Consider the following 17822-nt stretch of genomic DNA (forward strand, 5'->3'; position numbering starts at 1 on the left):
TCACGAAATTACACTATTGTGAAAATTTAATGAAAATTAAAGCAAATTGGTAAATTTTCATGACAAATTACCAATAAAAATCTATAATTAATTTGATATAGTTTATTAATTTTTTAAACAAGATTTTTATTTGGGGGACTTATGGCTACGCCAATAAATGCACTTGCACCAAAAGTTCAAGTCTCATCAAACGGCTTAGAAGCAACTATGACTTTTAAGATTCCTGATGGGAGCAGCGATGTGCCCAAGTTTACTGCTGCGCAGTTGCTTGGGTTCTTGAACAATGCAAATGTTACCTTTGGTATTGACCAGGACATGCTGGTAAGGCTGGCTAACAGCCCAATTTATGGACGTCCAGTCAAGGTAGCTGAAGGCACTGCACAGCAGCAGGGAACCCCAGGATATTTTGAATATCATTTTGATACAACTGTTAATCGTAAGCCAACCATTCGTCCAGATGGAACAGCTGATTACATGAGTATTAAGACTATCGAGACTATACAGGAAGGCGATGTTATTGCAACATATCATCCAGCTGTACAGGGAAGTCGAGGTATGTCTGTACGTGGACAAATATTAGAGCCAAAGCCAGTGCGTGATCTTCCACCATTAATAGGCAGAGGTTTTGACAGATCCAGCGATAATCTTACATACACAGCTAAGATTACTGGTAAAATCGAAGTTAATCAGGGAAAGATTAATATATCTCCAGTTCATGAGGTAAAGGGAGATGTAGGAATCGAAACAGGCAACATCAAATTCAACGGTGATGTTATAGTTCATGGCGGCGTTCATGATGGCGCTGTTATTGATGCTGCGGGAAATGTTATCATCCACGGCCTTATCGAAGATTGCGATATCCGCGCAGGCAAGGATTTATTCTTACTGTCGGGCGTCAAAGGAAACGAGAAGACTATCATAGATTGTAGAGGCTCTGTAACTGCACAGTTTATAGAGTATGCAATCATTACCTGTGGTGGAGATATTTCGGCTGATTATTTCTTTAAAAGCAAGGTATCTTGCGATGGACGAATTGAACTGAATGGCAACAACGCTTCCATAATAGGAGGCTACGTTTCGGCTGTTCGGGGAATAGAAGTTAATGATATAGGCAATTCCTTTGGAACAAACACAAATGTTGCAGTAGGTATTGATGTTGAACGAGCAGCGGAGTTTGAAATATTAGCCAAGAAGATACAGGCCATTACATCCAATGTTCAAAAGATTAAAAAAGGCATAGAAGAATTTGATAAATTAGGCGAGGAGCGTGGTATTAACTACAAGGAAGATCCTCGCAGAATGCAGCTTTTGAGAGTTCGCATTAGAGATGAAGCGGTTGTTCTTGAGGAGACCAAAAAGCTCAACAGATTACGTGAGATTATTAAGTCTGGTGAAGGGGCAACTATTAGAGTACTTAGAAGATTATACGCAGGAAGTAGCATTTCAATTGACGATCATCATGTGACCATTCAGGATACTCATGAAAGAGTTGAAATTGAAAAGAGCGAAGAGGGCGTTAAATTAGTTAAAATTGGTGGTTAAACTATGATAGATTTTGAAGAAGAACTTAAGAAGTACGAGCCTGCCATTGAAGTGGAACAGGCCGAGGCTGATATTAAAGCAAGAGATCTTACAGATCTTACAGACTTGCTTTTTAACATGACAGCTCAAAATAACGGGACAAAATAGTTTTGGATTTTAGATATACTGGAGAATAATAGATGCAGTGTTTTATGTGTGGTGCCGATGTTGGTGACAAAAATGTTTGTTACAATTGCGGCGCCGATATTTTACTATACAAACAAATCGTATACACGTCATACGTGTTCTATAATCAAGGCCTGGAAAAAGCCAAGGTCAGTGATTTATCTGGTGCAATAGAATCTTTAAAATCTTCGCTCCAATATTATAAATATAATACAAGGGCAAGAAATTTATTGGGACTATGCTACTATCAGGTTGGCGAGCTTGTTCTTGCCATTAACGAGTGGGTTATTTCAAAGAACCTACAGGAAGATAATCCTGATGCAGATAGATACCTGGCAGAAATTGAAAGTGCTCCAGGCTATTTACCAAAAATCAATTCCACTATCAAAAAATATAATCAGGCTATTGATTATTGCAAATCTGGTAGTAGAGACCTTGCAATCATACAATTGAAAAAGGTTATCAGTCAAAACGCTAATTTTGTTAAAGCACACCAGTTATTGGCTCTTCTTTATATTGAAGAGTCTAAGTTTGCTGACGCAAGAAAGCTTTTAAATCAGGCGGCTAAAATCGATAGCAACAATACTACAACAATCAAATATATCCACGAGGTAAAATCCAGATTAAAGGAACAAAATACTGGTAGAAGGAAAAAGAAGAATGACACAGTATCTTTCATGGATGGAAACGATACAGTTGTTATGTCAGAAAAGTCCTTCAGAAGTATGCTGGATAATTCAAGATCAAGTCTTATGAACATATTACTTGGACTTGTTGTAGGCCTTTTGATTTGCTTCTTCTTAATTGTGCCAACAGTCAGGGATAATGTTAAAGATGGCAATTCTAAAACTATACTTGCACTTAACGAGCAGTTGGCAGATGCAAATTCAAAGAACGATGCTCTTCAGCAGGAGATAGATGGATTAAAGAATGATTTGAGCGCATACGATGACAAGCAAGATGTTGCTACATCTTATGATAATCTGTTTGCAGCTCAAAACTATTACAATTCAGGTGATAGTGCTACTGCCAGCCAGTACATTCAGCTTGTTACAAAGGAGGTTCTCGGGGAGCAGGGAAAGCAGGCTTACGATAACCTTTACACATCGTTGGCACCAGCTATCATCCAGGGATATTATGATGATGGAAATAACTTCTATTCAGAAGAAAACTATGAAAGTGCAATTACAAATTTCAAAACAGTAGTAGATATTGATGAAAACTACGATAACGGGGCTGCATTGTTCCTTCTTGGTGATTGCTATAGACTTACCGACCAAAATGATTTGGCTCTTGAATGTTTTGAAAAGGTAGTTGAACTTTACCCTTCAAATAAGTGGGGAAAACAGGCTAAGGTATACATCGCTGTAGATGATACTAAGCTTGATGCTAAAGAGGTAGGTGAATAAAATGACAAACTTTGAGTTAGTAAAAATGGCCTTAGAGGCTAGAGAAATGGCGTACACACCATACTCACACCATAAGGTTGGTGCTGCTCTTTTATGTAAAGATGGAACAGTTTTCAAGGGATGTAATATAGAAAATGCAGGTTACACTCCAACAAACTGTGCTGAAAGAACGGCGGTATTTAAAGCAGTTAGTGAGGGTTATTACGATTTTGATGCAATTGCAGTTGTAGGTGGCATGGATAGCCTTAAAGATTTGCCACTATGTGCTCCTTGTGGGGTATGTCGTCAGGTGTTAAACGAGTTTGGAGACCCAGATACATTTAAAATTATTTTGGCTGAAGTTAAGAATGTGGACAATTTAAACAAAATTCAGCCTGAGGATGTAACAATTATAGAACAAACGCTGAAAGAAATGCTTCCATATGGTTTTGGTCCAAAAAATTTGGACATAAAGTAGTCACAAAATCATCATAGTTCTTGAAAAAATAATGAAAATCTTTATAATCTATATTGTGAGTTTCTAAATTAAATAGAAACCAAAATATAGGAGGAATAGAAGAATGAAAAAGAAGTTATTAAGCGTACTTCTTGTAGCTTCAATGGTAGCTACTATGTTCGTTGGATGCGGCTCAAGCAGCGATAGCGCAAGCAAAGAGTCAGCTTCAACAGAAGAGGGGGCTGCAGATGCAGCAACTAGCGATTACAGAATCGCTATGATTACAGACTCTGGTGACATCACAGATATGTCTTTCAACCAGACAACTTACGAGGCTGCAAAGGCATTTGCAGATAAGAATGGTGCTGAATTCCAGTACTATAAGCCAACAGAAGATTCAGATGATGCACGTATCGCTTCATTTGAAAACGCTGTAACAGATGGTTACAACGTTATTGTAGTTCCAGGTTATTTATTTGCAAACATGATTAAGGAAGTTGCTGAGGATTATCCTAACGTAACAATCATCGCACTTGACTGTGGTGAGGGTGACTTCGGTGATTACAAGCTTCCTGAGAACGTTTGCTCTTTCACATATCAGGAAGAACTTGCTGGTTACATGGCAGGTTATGCAGCTGTTAAGGAAGGCTACACAAAGCTTGGTTTCCTTGGCGGTATGGCAGTTCCAGCTGTTATTCGTTACGGTTACGGTTTCGTACAGGGATGTAACGATGCTGCTGTAGAGCTTGGTAATGCTTCAGATGTTCAGGTTAACTATGTATATGGTGGCCAGTTCTTCGGTGATGAAGCTGTTACAGCTCAGATGGATACATGGTATTCAAACGGTACAGAAATTGTATTCGCTTGTGGTGGTGGTATCTACACATCAGCTTGCGAGGCAGCTCAGAAGGTTGACGGTAAGGTAATCGGTGTTGACTCTGATCAGTCAGGCACAATTGCTCAGCAGTATGGTGATGACAAGCTTTGTGTAACATCAGCAATGAAGGGTCTTGCTCCTACAGTTGATAGCACACTTACAGATTTATTCGCAGGCAACTGGTCTAACTATGCTGGTAAGATCGAGAACCTTGGTATCGTATCAGGTGATGATCCTTCACTTAACTATGTACAGCTTCCTACAGATACATGGTCAATGGAGAACTTCACAGTTGATGATTACAAGGAACTTGTAGCTAAGATGTTCGCAGGTGATATCACAGTTGATAACTCAACAGATAAGATGCCAGCAACAGAAATCACTGTAAAGGAATATGATAATATTCACTAATATTCCCGAAAGGCTTTTTACAAAAGGGAGGGATTTAATTCCTTCCCTTTTTTTTGAAATAATCAAAGCTTTAAAATCTAATACGTATAGCGTGTTATTTTTTATGGTTTTGCTGTTCATATAGGGGAGAGCAATATCAGCAAATAGATAGTTAATAAGCGCCATAGTTTACTATCAAAGAAAGGGTTTAAATGCGATGGAAGATTATGTAATTGAGATGTTGCATATCACAAAGGAATTCCCAGGTATCATTGCAAATGACGATATTACTTTGCAGTTGAAGCGTGGTGAAATTCATGCACTTCTCGGGGAGAATGGTGCCGGTAAGTCTACTCTTATGAGTGTACTTTTTGGTCTATATACTCCAGAAAAAGGTGTCATCAAAAAGGATGGCAAAGAAGTAAAAATTAACAATCCAAATGATGCTACTGATTTAGGTATTGGAATGGTTCACCAGCACTTCATGTTGGTTGATATTTTCAGTGTACTTGATAACATCATCCTTGGTTCAGAGCCTAGCAAGTTTGGCTTCCTTACTAAGGCAGAGGCTAGAAAAAAGGTTATGGATTTGTCTAACAGGTACAATCTTAAGGTTGATCCAGATGCTCTTATTGAAGATATCACTGTTGGTATGCAGCAGCGTGTAGAGATTCTTAAGATGCTTTACAGAGATAACGATATCCTTATTTTTGATGAGCCTACTGCAGTTCTTACTCCACAGGAAATCGATGAACTCATGAAAATCATGAAGGAATTGGCAGCAGAAGGAAAGTCAATCTTATTTATTACTCATAAGTTAAACGAAATCATGGAAGTAGCTGATAGATGTTCTATCCTTAGAAAGGGTAAATATATCGGCACTGTAGATGTTGCTAACACTACAAAGGAAGAGCTTTCTTCAATGATGGTTGGACGTAATGTTAAGTTCGCTGTTGATAAGGAAGAAGCTAAGCCTACTGATGAAGTTCTTAAGGTTGAGAACGTTTGCGTTAAGAGTAAGATTCATTCTAATGATTCAGTACACAATGTTTCATTCAACGTTCGCGCTGGTGAAATCGTTTGTATAGCAGGTATCGATGGAAATGGTCAGACAGAGTTCGTTGGGGCGCTCACAGGACTTGATGATATTTCTAGCGGAAAGATTACTTTGTGCGGCGAAGATATTACTAAAAAATCAATCCGTTTTAAGAATACTCATGGAATGAGCCATATTCCAGAAGATAGACACAAGCATGGTCTTGTTCTTGATTATACTCTTGAGGAAAACATGATTCTTCAAAGATACTTCGAGCCAGCATTCCAGAAGGGCGGCATCATCAAGAAGAAGGAGATGCGTGCTTACTCAGATAGATTAACAAAAGCATTCGACGTTCGTTCAGGACAGGGAGCTTTATCAAAGGTTCGTTCAATGTCAGGTGGTAACCAGCAGAAAGCTATTGTTGCCCGTGAGATGGATAGAGACCACGAGCTTTTAATTGCTGTTCAGCCTACACGTGGACTTGATGTTGGTGCTATCGAATATATTCATAAGGAAATCGTTAAGGAAAGAGATGCTGGTAAGGCAATCCTCTTAGTTTCCCTTGAATTAGACGAGGTTATGAATCTTTCAGACAGAATTCTTGTTATGTATGAAGGAGAAATCGTCGGAGAGGTTGATCCAAAGAAGACTACTCTTCAGGAATTAGGATTATACATGTCAGGTGCAAAACGTGACGATAGAAGGGAGGCTAAGTAATGGAAGAAAAAGTTAGCTTTATTAAAAGACCAGGCGTTCAAACATTACTAGCTTCAGTATTATGTGCAATACTTGGTATTATTATCGGATTTATCATCCTTTGGTTTATGAATTCAGAGCATGCTGCAGAAGGTATGGGAGCAATCCTTACAAACTTCTTCAAATACAGAATTGCAAGCTCTAAAACATTAATGAAGTACATGGGTTCATTCCTTGTAAACTCAGTACCAGTTATCCTTTGTGCGGAAGCAATCTTATTTGCTTACAAGGCAGGTCTTTTCAACATTGGAGCTGCAGGACAGTATACAGTTGGTATTATTGCCAGCCTTTATACTTCACTTGCACTTGGTTGGAATTGGTTCTTCTGCTTACTTGCAGCTATCGTTGCAGGTGGTCTCTGGGGACTTATCGCAGGTATCTTCAAGGCTTACTTCAACGTAAACGAAGTAATCGCAGGTATCATGCTTAACTGGATTGGTCTTTACATTTGTAACATCATCCTTGGTGGTGAAGCTTGTATGAACCAGTCTAAATCAGAAACATACGAGATTTCAGAGGTTAACCCTTCTGGTATCTTACCAGGATTTATGCAGGATTTCTTTGGCGAGAATCAGTACATGACAATTGCCATTCCTCTTACAATCATCGTTGCTATCGTAATTCTTGTTGTTCTTAATAAGACAACATTTGGTTATGAGCTTAAGGCTACAGGTCATAACAAAGAAGCTGCAAAATATGCAGGTATGAATGCAAAGAGAAATATCATGCTTACACTCCTTATTTCAGGAGCAATCGCTGGTATGGCAGCAGGTCTTCTTTACTTAACTGGTATTCAGCATTATAAGATCGCTTCATCTGTTCCAGGCATGGGCTTCACTGGTATTGCTGTTGCATTCCTTGGTGGTCTTAACCCTATCGGAACAATTTTTGCAGGATTATTTGTTGAGTACATCACACTTGGTGGTCAGTACCTTAACACAAACTACTACAATCCACAGGTTGCAGACCTTATGATCGCAATCATCATTTACTTATGCGGATTCGTATTGTTCTTCAAGACAATACTTAACAGACCAGGTAAGGTAAAGGTTAACGCTAATGCCGAGCCTGATAAAACTACAAAGAAGGAGGTGTAAGGAATGTCAGGATTATTATTACTTATTCAATACACACTTATCTTCTCTGCAGTACTTATTCTCGTAGCTTTGGGCGGTATGTTCTCAGAGCGAAGCGGTATCATCAACCTTGGTCTTGAAGGTATCATGGTATTCGGCGCTATGGCTGGTGCTATGGTAATGGTTCTTCTTCCAGGTGATGCACCAAAGGCAACTGTTATCATTCTTACACTTTTAGCATCTGCTTTAGCAGGAATGATTTCATCACTTCTTATTGCAGTTGCATGTATTAACTTTAAGGCAGACCAAACACTTATTGGTACAGCTGTTAACATGCTTGCAACAGCAGCTGCTACAGTTATCATCAAGGCATTCAACACAGCACGTTCAAACGGTGCAGATTTCTCTGCAAAGCTTGATTACGTAAAAGGTCATGATGCATTTGTATTCTACATTGGCAAGCTTCAGATTAGCTGGTTCATTGTAGTTGCAGCCATTTTACTTGTTTGTGCAATCGTATTCTTCTATAAGACAAAGCTTGCACTTCGTATCCGTGCTTGCGGTGAGCATCCACAGGCTGCAGATTCAGTTGGTATCAACGTATATGCTATGCGTTACATCGGTGTGCTTATGTCAGGTTTCCTAGGTGGTATCGGTGGTATTATTTACATCTGTGCTGCTAACTCAACATGGCACTTTGATTACGGTGTAGCTGGTGCAGGTTTCCTTGCTCTTGCCGTTATGATTTTTGGTCAGTGGAAGCCAGAGCGTATTGCTTGGTCAGCAGTGCTTTTCGCATTGTTCCGCTCACTTTCAAACGTATACATGGGTATTGGATTCTTACATGCGCTTCCAATCTCAGGAACTGTTTACAACATGTTCCCATACATCGTTTCACTTATCGTACTTGCATTCACATCACAGAATTCTCGTGCACCTAAGGCCGAGGGTATCCCATACGATAAGGGACAGAGATAATATAAGACATTTATTAAGGCTTGAAGTTGAAAAACTTCAGGCCTTTTTTTCACAAAAAATTAACTATTAGGCTGTAAAATAAAACCTGCAAGATTATGGATTTGTATGAGGTTTAAGATTATATGAAACGGCTTGAGATTGAAGAAATTAAACCGGGGATGATTTTGGCAGAAGATATAATAAGTCCTCGCGGCCAATTATTAGCTGAAGCTGGTACACCTGTTACTGCTCAGCAGCTTTTGCATGTAGGCTATTACGGTATAAGATTCCTTTCAATCAGGGATGTAGAAGATGTAGTAGAGATTTATAATTTAGATGCTCCGGATGAGTTTATTGGTGAAACGCAATCCTGGAGGATCATTAATAGTAAAGAGTTTGCGGAATTCAAACGAGCATATATAAAATGTGCAGATCAGTTAGAAGAAATCGTAAATGATTTTGTTCATAATCAGGGCAGTTTGAATGACGAAGCGCTTCTAGAGGATATACACACTGTTTTTGAAGAACATTCAACAGGCCTTGGAATCATGGCGATGATGTTAAATGTCCAGGAAATTGATGCCAGCACATATAGACATTGTGTAAATGTTGCTATTATATCCAGAGTATGTGGTGGTTGGCTTGGAATTACAGATAAAAAGGAATTGGATGTACTTACTATGTGTGGCTTATATCACGATATAGGAAAGTCACTTATCCCACAGCATATTTTAACCAAGGAAGGCCCTTTAACACCGGATGAATTTGGCAGGATGTCGGAGCATCCACTTCTAGGATATCATCTACTGACAGATGCAGAAATCGACAGGCGAATAAAGCTTGCAGCCCTTCAGCATCATGAACGAAATGATGGAAGTGGATATCCATATGGACTTACCAAGGAATTTATTAATTATTATTCCAAGATAGTATCTATCACGGATGTGTACGATGCCATGACAGCGGACAGATGTTATCGAGCTGGTATTTGCCCGTTTGAAGTAATAGCCCAGTTTCAGAGACAAAATCCTAGCAAATATGATCAAAATGTATTGCAGGTGTTCCTGAAAAATATAGCCCAATCATACATTGGTACAGGCGTGCTGTTATCGGATAACAGCAGGGGCATAATAACAATGATTAACGATAAAGCTTTATCTAGTCCTCTGGTCAAATTAGATGATGGAACCTTCGTAGATTTACGTGAAAGAACGGATTTATTCATCCGAGCATGTATATAAAATGTTCAGGGGATTGCCTAGTGCAATCCTCTTTTTTTGTGCCGAAAAAAAATTTGAAAAAAGCGTCAAAAGATAATCAATCATGCCTGTTTTGTGGTATAGTATAATTTGTGAAATAATAAACAAAAAAGGCTCTAATTTCCCATTTAGGGAATTTATATATAGGGAGCTAAAGTAAAAAGGAGGAAATGACAATGGAAATGTTAGTAACAGCTTTAATCTGTTTACCATTTCTCTGGGCGATTTTGCCTGCAGTTATTCACAATTCTAAGTGCAGAGCATTTTTCGTCTATCTAGGTTGTGGAATCGTTATTGCACTTTCGGTTTTTACAGCTGTTAAGTGGTACTTGGCAGGCGGCCAGGCCACAGATTTTGATTTGCCATACAGAGAGGCATTTGATCATGTTATCTTAGTTGGCGATATCTTCTTGATGTGTCTCATCACATATCTTTCATTCAAGTATAAGAAGGGAGTTATTTCACTGCTCGCAATTGTACAGACAGTACTTGTTGCAGCACTCGAGCTCTTTGGACCAAAGGTTCAGGAGGCCCCAGCCCTTCACTTTGACTGGCTTACATTCGTTATGATTCTTATCATCGGTGTAGTAGGTTCATTAATCGGTATCTATGCTGTAGGTTACATGCATGGTTATCACATTCATCATCACAAGGAGCTTACAGACAGACGTAGCTTTTTCCTTGCAATGATCTTCGTATTCTTCGGAGCAATGTTCGGCCTTGTATTTTCACAGAGCCTTATCTGGTTATATTTCTTCTGGGAAATTACATCAGTTACATCATTCTTGCTCATTGGTTACACACGTACAGAAGAAGCTATCAACAATTCTTTCAAGGCATTGTGGATGAACCTTCTTGGTGGTTGCGGTATCGCAGCAGCTATCGCAGTTGGTGTTCTTCTTTACCAGAACGTTAACCTTTACGACATGATTAAGATTGCAATTCTTAGCAAGTACATGGGTGTTCCAAATACACTTTGCTTACTTCCAATCGCTTGCCTTGCATTTGCAGCTCTTACAAAGTCAGCTCAGTTCCCATTCTCAGGATGGTTACTTGGAGCCATGGTAGCACCAACACCTTCATCTGCACTTCTTCATAGTGCAACAATGGTTAAGGCTGGTGTATATCTTCTTATCCGTATTTCAGTAGCAATGGCTGACAATTACGTAGGAAACATGGTTGCCCTTGTTGGCGGCTTCACATTCCTTGCAGCATCTTGCCTTGCTATTTCAGTATCTGATGGAAAGAAGGTACTTGCTTACTCAACAATCTCTAACCTTGGTCTTATCGTTGCATGTACAGGCTGTGGTTATGAGGAAACAATCTGGGCAGCAGTATTCCTTGTAATTTTCCATGCTGTATCAAAGTCAATGCTCTTCCAGTGCGTTGGTGCTATTGAGAACACAACAGGTAGCCGTGACGTAGAAGACATGCAGGGATTGATTTCACTCTTCCCTAAGCTTGCAGTTGTACTTATGATTGGTATCGCAGGTATGTTCCTTGCTCCATTTGGTATGCTTATTTCTAAGTGGGCAGCGCTTAAGGCATTCATCGATACATCTTCAGTATATGTATCAACACTTATGGTACTTTTCATCTGCTTCGGTTCAGCTACAACAATGTTCTACTGGACAAAGTGGATGTCAAAGATTCTTGGCGCTTCTGGAAAGGAAAAGTCAAGAGACCTTACAAAGAAGAACGAGTACATCTCAATGTTCTTCCACGCATTTATGATGGTTGCACTTATCCTTGGATTCCCATGGCTTTCATCACACGTGCTTAAGCCAATGTCTAACGAGATGTTTGGTACAGATGTACAGGTTATTTCATACCAGAACATTATTATCATGATTGTATTACTTGTTGGCGTTTTTGTTATTCCAGCTATTAACTATGTATTAACAAAGAACACAAAGGCTAAGCAGGTTATCACATACATGGGTGGTGCTAACTGCGGAGACAACTTCAACTTTGTTTCTTCAACAGGTGACCCTAAGGAGATGCACATCTCTAACTTCTACATGGAAGACATCATGGGTGAGAAGAAGTTATTCACACCAGCAATCATGGTATCAACAGTTATTATTATTGTTTACATGATTATCGTGATAGGAGGTGCATTCTAATGACAGAACGTATTATTATTGCAGTACTTTATGTACTCCTTGCACCTTTCGTAATTGGTTTATTAGATGGTTTCGACAGAAAGATTTCTGCTCGTATGCAGGGCAGACGTGGTCCTTCAGTATTGCAGCCATTCTTCGATTTAAAGAAGTTATTCGAAAAGGAATTTTTAACAGCTAACAAGGCACAGCTTTTTATGATTCGTTCATACTTAGTATTTATCGTATTATCAGGCGTGCTTTTCTTCGGTGGATTTGATATTTTGCTTGTTGTATTTTCACTTTCTACAGCAGCAATGTTCTTAATCCTTGCTTCAACATCAACTCATTCACCATACTCTGCACAGGGTACTCACAGAGAGCTTGTTCAGATTATGTCATGTGAGCCAATGGAGCTTTTAGTTGCAGTTGGATTTTATCTTGCAATCGGTACATTTAATGTAAACGAAATCATCAAGACATCGATTTCACCAATCGCATACCTTCCTGGATTCTTTGTAGGATTCGTATTTATCCTTACAATCAAATTCAGAAAGTCACCATTCGATATTGCTACATCTCACCACGCACACCAGGAAGTTATCAAGGGTGTTACATCTGAGATGGTAGGTAAGGAATACGGTATGGTAACACTTGCTGAGTGGTACGAGAATGCAATTCTTCTTGGTATAGTTGGATTGTTCTTCCTTAACAGCAACCCAGTTTCAATCGTAGCTGCAATTATCGCAATCCTTGTTGTATGGTTCCTTGAAATCCTCATCGACAATACATCAGCAAGAGTTAAATGGCAGCTTATGCTCAAGCTTGCTTGGGGCGTAACAATTGTAGCAGCCGGAATGAACCTCTTATTATTAGAGATTATTCGTGGTTAATGGGTGAGTATATAATTAGGAGGAATTAAAATGAGTACAATACATAAATCACCATGGTTACTCCACTATGATGGAAGTAGCTGTAATGGATGTGATATAGAAGTTCTAGCATGTACAACACCTGTTTATGATGTAGAGCGTTTCGGCGTAATCAACACAGGTAACCCAATGCATGCAGATATTTTCCTTATTACTGGTGGTATCAACTCTCAGAACGAAGCTGTTGTTAAGCAGATTTATGAGCAGATGCCACAGCCAAAGGTAGTTATCGCCGTAGGTACATGCGCATGTACTGGTGGTATTTTCAAGGAATGCTACAACATCAAGGGCGGAGCAGATACAGTTATCCCTGTAGATATTTATGTTCCAGGATGTGCAGCTCGTCCAGAGTCAATCATCGATGGTGTTGTTAAGGGTGTAGCACTTTTCAAGGAAAAGGCAGCAGCTCTTAAGGCTTCTGAGAATGCAAATTAGTAGGAGGATATTATGCAGGAAATTAAAAAGGATATGTATTTAATTGATAAGGCAGAGCTCCTCCAGGTCATCATGGAGAAGAAGAATGCTCTTTGGAGACTTTGCCAGATTTGCTGCTCTTTCCCAAAGGCAGAAAATCATTACGAGGTAACATATTCATTCGCTAATGGATATGACTTCGCTAACTATCGTCTTATCGTTGAGAAGGACGAGGATGTTCCATCAATCTCTCGTGTATACAAGTCAGCTATCTACTATGAGAACGAGATGCACGAGCTTTGGGGACTTAACGTAGAAAACATTAAGGTTGATCTTCACGATAAGCTTTATCGTATCGATGTAGAGACACCATTTATCGAAAAGGAGGACAAGTAGCATGGGAAAAAGAAGTATAGTACCTTATGGCCCACAGCATCCTGTTCTTCCAGAGCCTATTCATCTTGACTTAGTTTTGGAGGACGAGAAGGTTTTAGCTGCTATTCCTTCTATTGGATTTATTCACAGAGGTCTTGAGAGCCTTACAAGCAAGAAAGATTTTAACGAAATGGTATACGTTGCAGAGCGTATCTGCGGTATCTGTTCATTCATGCACGGTATGGGTTACTGTATGGCAGTAGAGGACATTATGAACGTTGAAGTTCCTCGTCGTGCAGATTACCTCCGTACAATCTGGGCAGAGATGAGCCGTCTCCACAGCCACTTATTATGGCTTGGACTTCTTGCTGATGGATTCGGATTTGAATCACTCTTCATGCATTCATGGAGACTTCGTGAGAACATTCTTGATATGTTCGAAGCATCAACAGGTGGACGTGTTATCTTCTCAGTAAACACAATCGGTGGTGTTCTTAAGGATATGCCTAACGATATGCTTAAGGAATTCGTTAAGAAGCTTGATGACATGGAGAAAGAAATCCGTGAGACAACAAGCATCTTCCTTAACGATTACACAGTTAAGAGCCGTCTTGTAGGCGTTGGTATCCTTACAGGTGAGGATGCGATTCGTCGTGGAGCAGTAGGTCCTATGATGAGAGCATCTGGTATCAACGTAGATATGAGAAAGAACGGTTATGCAGCATACAACGATATCGACTTCGATGTAATTACATCTAACAACTGCGATTCATACGCTCGTTGTGAAGTACGTATTGGAGAAATCTTCCAGTCAATCGATATCATCAGACAGTGTGTAGCAAAGATTCCTGATACAGAAATCAATACAAAGGTTACTGGTATGCCAAACGGTGAGTCAATCATCCGTGTTGAGCAGCCAAGAGGTGAGGCTTTCTATCATGTACGTGCTAACGGCACTAAGTTCTTAGACCGCTTCAGAGTCCGCACACCTACATTCGCTAACATCCCTGCTCTTACACAGACACTTCAGGGATGCCAGTACGGTGACGTGCCACTCTTGGTATTAACTATCGACCCTTGTATCAGTTGTACTGAACGATAATTAAATGAGCTTAGTATACAGAAATTATAAATAGCTGATAGTCTGCAAGCTCTGATAATTCTCAGCGAAGCATTCTTAGCTGAGCAGAGAATTATTCAGGCTTGTAGGCGTAATCAGCGGGAGAAAGATTAGGCTATACTAAGCGGATTGGAGGATATAGAATGGGACAATTTTTACCATTTACTAAACAAGTTTTAAAGAACCTCTTTTCTGAGCCAGCTACAACTCAGTATCCTTTCGTACCAAAGGAGTACCCAGAGCGTACAAGAGGTCATGTAGATATTAATAAAGACCAGTGCATTCTTTGCGGAATGTGCATGCGTAGCTGCCCTCCAGGGGCAATCAAAGTTGATAGAGCAGGTAAGACTTGGACTATCAATCGTTTTGATTGTATCCAGTGTGGCTACTGTGTAGAAAAGTGCCCAAAGAAGTGCTTATCTATCACAGCAGGTTATCAGGAGCCAGGTCCTGAGAAGTTTACATACTCAGTAGAAGTTCCTTATGAACCACCAAAGCCAGCTGCAAAACCACAGGCATAAAATTAAGGCTAACCCAAACGGGTTAGCCTTCTTTATTTAAAGCTTATCTTGCCCTAATATCTAAAATTTCTCCAATATACATCGTATGGAAATCATCCAAATGCTTGGCAGTGTAGTTTTCATTCAGAATCTTCTCATCCAATATAGTGTTTTCAGTCATAGGAACAGCAGCAATTTTTCTGCAAAGGATAATGAAATTAGCCTCATCAATATAAGGTGCATTAAGTGCATGCTCAATGTTAACATGACAAAGGTGAAGCTTGTCTTCGTTACGTCCGCTAAGCTGGTCTAGAACCTTCATAAGCTGAACATTGTTTTTCTCACTCATATCAAAAAAGCATGCTGAGAAGTACTCGCTTTTGTCTAAAAGCTCTTTGGTGTAGCGTGTATTTCTAAGAAATGCATAGACTACATTTTTTCCCCACATATGCCCGACACCGCCATTGTGTGATGACATGGCATTAACGGTGCCATCTGCTTCTGCAACGATGGCAATTCCTTCGTCTGCCACCTTTTGAATTGGGTTCCATTCTAGCATGTCGATTGGATAAGGCTGAAAGGTATGCATATTATTCCTCGCTTTCTATATTATAGATTGAATTGTTGTATAAATCTTAAAAATTCATGTTCAGGCAATGGATATGAAAAATAATATCCCTGGAGGTAATCGATACCAAGATCTTCCATAGCAATCTTTTGTTCCTCGGTTTCAATACCTTCAGATATAATTCTAAGCCCCATGGAATGTGCCATTTGAACAACTGTTTTTACAATGGCCTGAGCCTTAGGGTTGTTAAAATATTCTTCGGTCAAATGCTTGTCCAATTTAACGATTTCAACAGGCATATCAACAATATAATTCAAATTAGAAGAGCCAGCACCAAAGTCATCTAAAGAGAATGAGATGCCGTGTTCCATAAGCTTTTCCATATTTGCTAAAACGGATTCCTTACTTTGAATAGAATTTGTCTCTGTAATTTCAAAGTTCAAAAGCTTAGGGTCGATAGTATTATTGTTAATCAGTTCTAATATTCTTGAAACAAAAACAGGATTCTCGCTTTGCTTTACTGAAAGGTTCAGCTCTATCTTCTGGATACCAAGCTTTTCAATACGGTAAGATTTCATAAAGGTAAAAACATTCTTGTAAATGCTATCAGATAAAGGAACGATTCTACCTGTTTCTTCAACGATAGGAATGAAGTCGTTAGGATATACGAGAGTGCCATCTAAAAGCTTAATACGAACAAGTGCCTCAGCACCGGTATAGGTTTTAGTTTGTACGTTATATATAGGCTGATAGTGAATCTCTAATCGGTTATCCTCCATAGCCGCTACAACCATCTTTTCAATCTGCTTACGCTTCTGAAGGTCAGCCATGGTGCTCTTATCAATGATTATTTCGTTTTTAGCGATGGTCTCATGATTGTTAGGAAGAAAATTCGTCAGCAACATCATAAGCTCATCGGCATCGAAAGCAATACTGCTGTCAGGAACTATGGTGTAGAAAGGATGAAGCAGTGTGACAGCATCCGCAATATCTGGGTTATCTTCAATGGATTGGAAGTAAGTGGCAATCTTAAATTTGGTGCTTTCCATGAAGTCATTACTTTCAAATACAAGAAGGAAATAACCTTCGGCTGTATCAAATACCTTTGCTGATTCAATATTAAATAGAAAATCAGATAGCATATTTATGGTTTTTCTAAGCATTTTATTTTCTGTAGCGGCATCACCTAATGTTTTGAAGGAAATCATCATTACAGAAAATCGCTGTTTACTTTGATATAGATAATTAAAGTAATCGTGAATAACGGCCGAACTAAAATGGCCTGTCTTTCTTGAAATGGTACTTTGAGGATTTTCCATTTCAAAATACATTATTAACGCGCCAATACAAGCGGCGAAGCTGACAATCAGAAACTGAGGCTTGATGAACTGGATAATAGCGCACATGCTCCATATAGCCATCCAAACCAGTATTGCATTAATCTTTCGTTGTTTTAGATGAGCCTTGAAAAATATAGTGGAACCAATGATTGCTAATATATGTAAGGCAACCAAAAAATAGGTGGCGTATGTAGCTGGACCGTAAGAATAAAGAGATACGCCATCGTAATAATAACTAATTGGAAGAGAGATGGTGATAAACATTCCTAATATATAGAAGAACTGTAGGAATCGTCCAATCATCTTCTCGTGGTACGTGCCGTAGAATGTAAATAAATCTGCAATAGTATAGCCTAAAGTTGCAAAAGAAACAGATTGCAAGCTCAGCAAATAAAGCTTACAAAATATCAGCACAACTGTTTCCTTATACCTTCCGGAATTTACTATAAAATAGCAGGACGCAATATCTAAAATGACACATCCTATAATCATATATAAAGTTATTATAAAACGGCGTTCGGAACTAAGTCCCATGGTAGGCTCTTTTTTATAGAAGAAAAGGAGC

Annotated in this window: 17 protein-coding genes; 15 read left to right on the plus strand and 2 right to left on the minus strand. The window is 39.2% G+C overall.

What is annotated here, in order from left to right; all coding sequences use genetic code 11:
* The first annotated feature begins 141 nt into the window (after nt 1-141).
* The 15 genes from G611_RS0100680 (at nt 142) to G611_RS13460 (ending at nt 15370) form a co-directional block, all read left to right on the plus strand.
* Complete coding sequence (locus G611_RS0100680) at nt 142-1542, plus strand: DUF342 domain-containing protein (RefSeq protein ID WP_051194986.1); 1401 nt, start codon at nt 142-144, stop codon at nt 1540-1542.
* Between the two features lie 3 nt (nt 1543-1545).
* The gene (locus G611_RS15805; RefSeq protein ID WP_196801517.1) at nt 1546-1689 is read left to right on the plus strand and encodes a hypothetical protein; all 144 of its coding nucleotides are present in this window, start codon (nt 1546-1548) and stop codon (nt 1687-1689) included.
* A gap of 32 nt (nt 1690-1721) precedes the next feature.
* Nucleotides 1722-3116, plus strand: coding sequence for a tetratricopeptide repeat protein (locus tag G611_RS0100690; protein WP_028241964.1), 1395 nt, complete (start codon nt 1722-1724; stop codon nt 3114-3116).
* A 1-nt stretch (nt 3117) separates the two neighbouring features.
* Nucleotides 3118-3573: a cytidine deaminase gene (locus G611_RS0100695; RefSeq protein WP_028241965.1), complete on the plus strand. Its 456-nt coding sequence runs from the start codon at nt 3118-3120 to the stop codon at nt 3571-3573.
* A gap of 103 nt (nt 3574-3676) precedes the next feature.
* Nucleotides 3677-4840, plus strand: coding sequence for a BMP family lipoprotein (locus G611_RS0100700; RefSeq protein WP_028241966.1), 1164 nt, complete (start codon nt 3677-3679; stop codon nt 4838-4840).
* 196 nt (nt 4841-5036) lie between these two features.
* Nucleotides 5037-6575, plus strand: coding sequence for an ABC transporter ATP-binding protein (locus tag G611_RS0100705; RefSeq protein ID WP_028241967.1), 1539 nt, complete (start codon nt 5037-5039; stop codon nt 6573-6575).
* On the plus strand, nt 6575-7711 hold the full coding sequence (locus G611_RS13455; RefSeq protein ID WP_036947637.1) for an ABC transporter permease: 1137 nt from the start codon (nt 6575-6577) through the stop codon (nt 7709-7711). The genes G611_RS0100705 and G611_RS13455 overlap by 1 nt, the downstream gene beginning before the upstream one ends.
* A 3-nt stretch (nt 7712-7714) precedes the next feature.
* A complete protein-coding gene (locus G611_RS0100715; protein ID WP_028241968.1) occupies nt 7715-8668 on the plus strand; it encodes an ABC transporter permease in 954 nt (317 codons plus the stop codon).
* 122 nt (nt 8669-8790) lie between these two features.
* The gene (locus G611_RS0100720) at nt 8791-9888 is read left to right on the plus strand and encodes an HD-GYP domain-containing protein (protein ID WP_028241969.1); all 1098 of its coding nucleotides are present in this window, start codon (nt 8791-8793) and stop codon (nt 9886-9888) included.
* 194 nt (nt 9889-10082) lie between these two features.
* Nucleotides 10083-12032, plus strand: coding sequence for an NADH-quinone oxidoreductase subunit L (locus tag G611_RS0100725; protein ID WP_036947640.1), 1950 nt, complete (start codon nt 10083-10085; stop codon nt 12030-12032).
* Nucleotides 12032-12901, plus strand: coding sequence for a complex I subunit 1 family protein (locus G611_RS0100730; RefSeq protein ID WP_036947643.1), 870 nt, complete (start codon nt 12032-12034; stop codon nt 12899-12901). The genes G611_RS0100725 and G611_RS0100730 overlap by 1 nt, the downstream gene beginning before the upstream one ends.
* Nucleotides 12902-12931: 30 nt before the next feature.
* Nucleotides 12932-13375, plus strand: a complete 444-nt coding sequence (locus tag G611_RS0100735) for an NADH-quinone oxidoreductase subunit B family protein (protein ID WP_028241972.1) — start codon at nt 12932-12934, stop codon at nt 13373-13375.
* Between the two features lie 12 nt (nt 13376-13387).
* Nucleotides 13388-13750 carry an NADH-quinone oxidoreductase subunit C gene (locus tag G611_RS0100740; protein WP_036947649.1) on the plus strand — a complete coding sequence of 121 codons (363 nt, stop codon included), beginning with the start codon at nt 13388-13390 and terminating at the stop codon, nt 13748-13750.
* 1 nt (nt 13751) lies between these two features.
* Complete coding sequence (locus G611_RS0100745) at nt 13752-14831, plus strand: nickel-dependent hydrogenase large subunit (protein WP_028241974.1); 1080 nt, start codon at nt 13752-13754, stop codon at nt 14829-14831.
* A gap of 161 nt (nt 14832-14992) precedes the next feature.
* Nucleotides 14993-15370: a 4Fe-4S dicluster domain-containing protein gene (locus G611_RS13460; protein ID WP_036947651.1), complete on the plus strand. Its 378-nt coding sequence runs from the start codon at nt 14993-14995 to the stop codon at nt 15368-15370.
* A 43-nt stretch (nt 15371-15413) separates the two neighbouring features.
* On the opposite strand, the gene G611_RS0100755 is transcribed toward G611_RS13460, so the two are convergent.
* Nucleotides 15414-15938 carry a flavin reductase gene (locus G611_RS0100755; protein WP_028241975.1) on the minus strand — a complete coding sequence of 175 codons (525 nt, stop codon included), beginning with the start codon at nt 15936-15938 and terminating at the stop codon, nt 15414-15416.
* A gap of 20 nt (nt 15939-15958) precedes the next feature.
* Nucleotides 15959-17638 (minus strand): EAL domain-containing protein, encoded by a 1680-nt coding sequence (locus G611_RS0100760; RefSeq protein WP_207636283.1) that lies wholly within the window; start codon nt 17636-17638, stop codon nt 15959-15961.
* Between the last annotated feature and the right edge of the window lie 184 nt (nt 17639-17822).

Origin of the sequence: Pseudobutyrivibrio ruminis AD2017 (assembly GCF_000424305.1) — a bacterium.
In the GTDB taxonomy this organism is placed as follows: Bacteria; Bacillota; Clostridia; order Lachnospirales; family Lachnospiraceae; genus Pseudobutyrivibrio; species Pseudobutyrivibrio ruminis_B.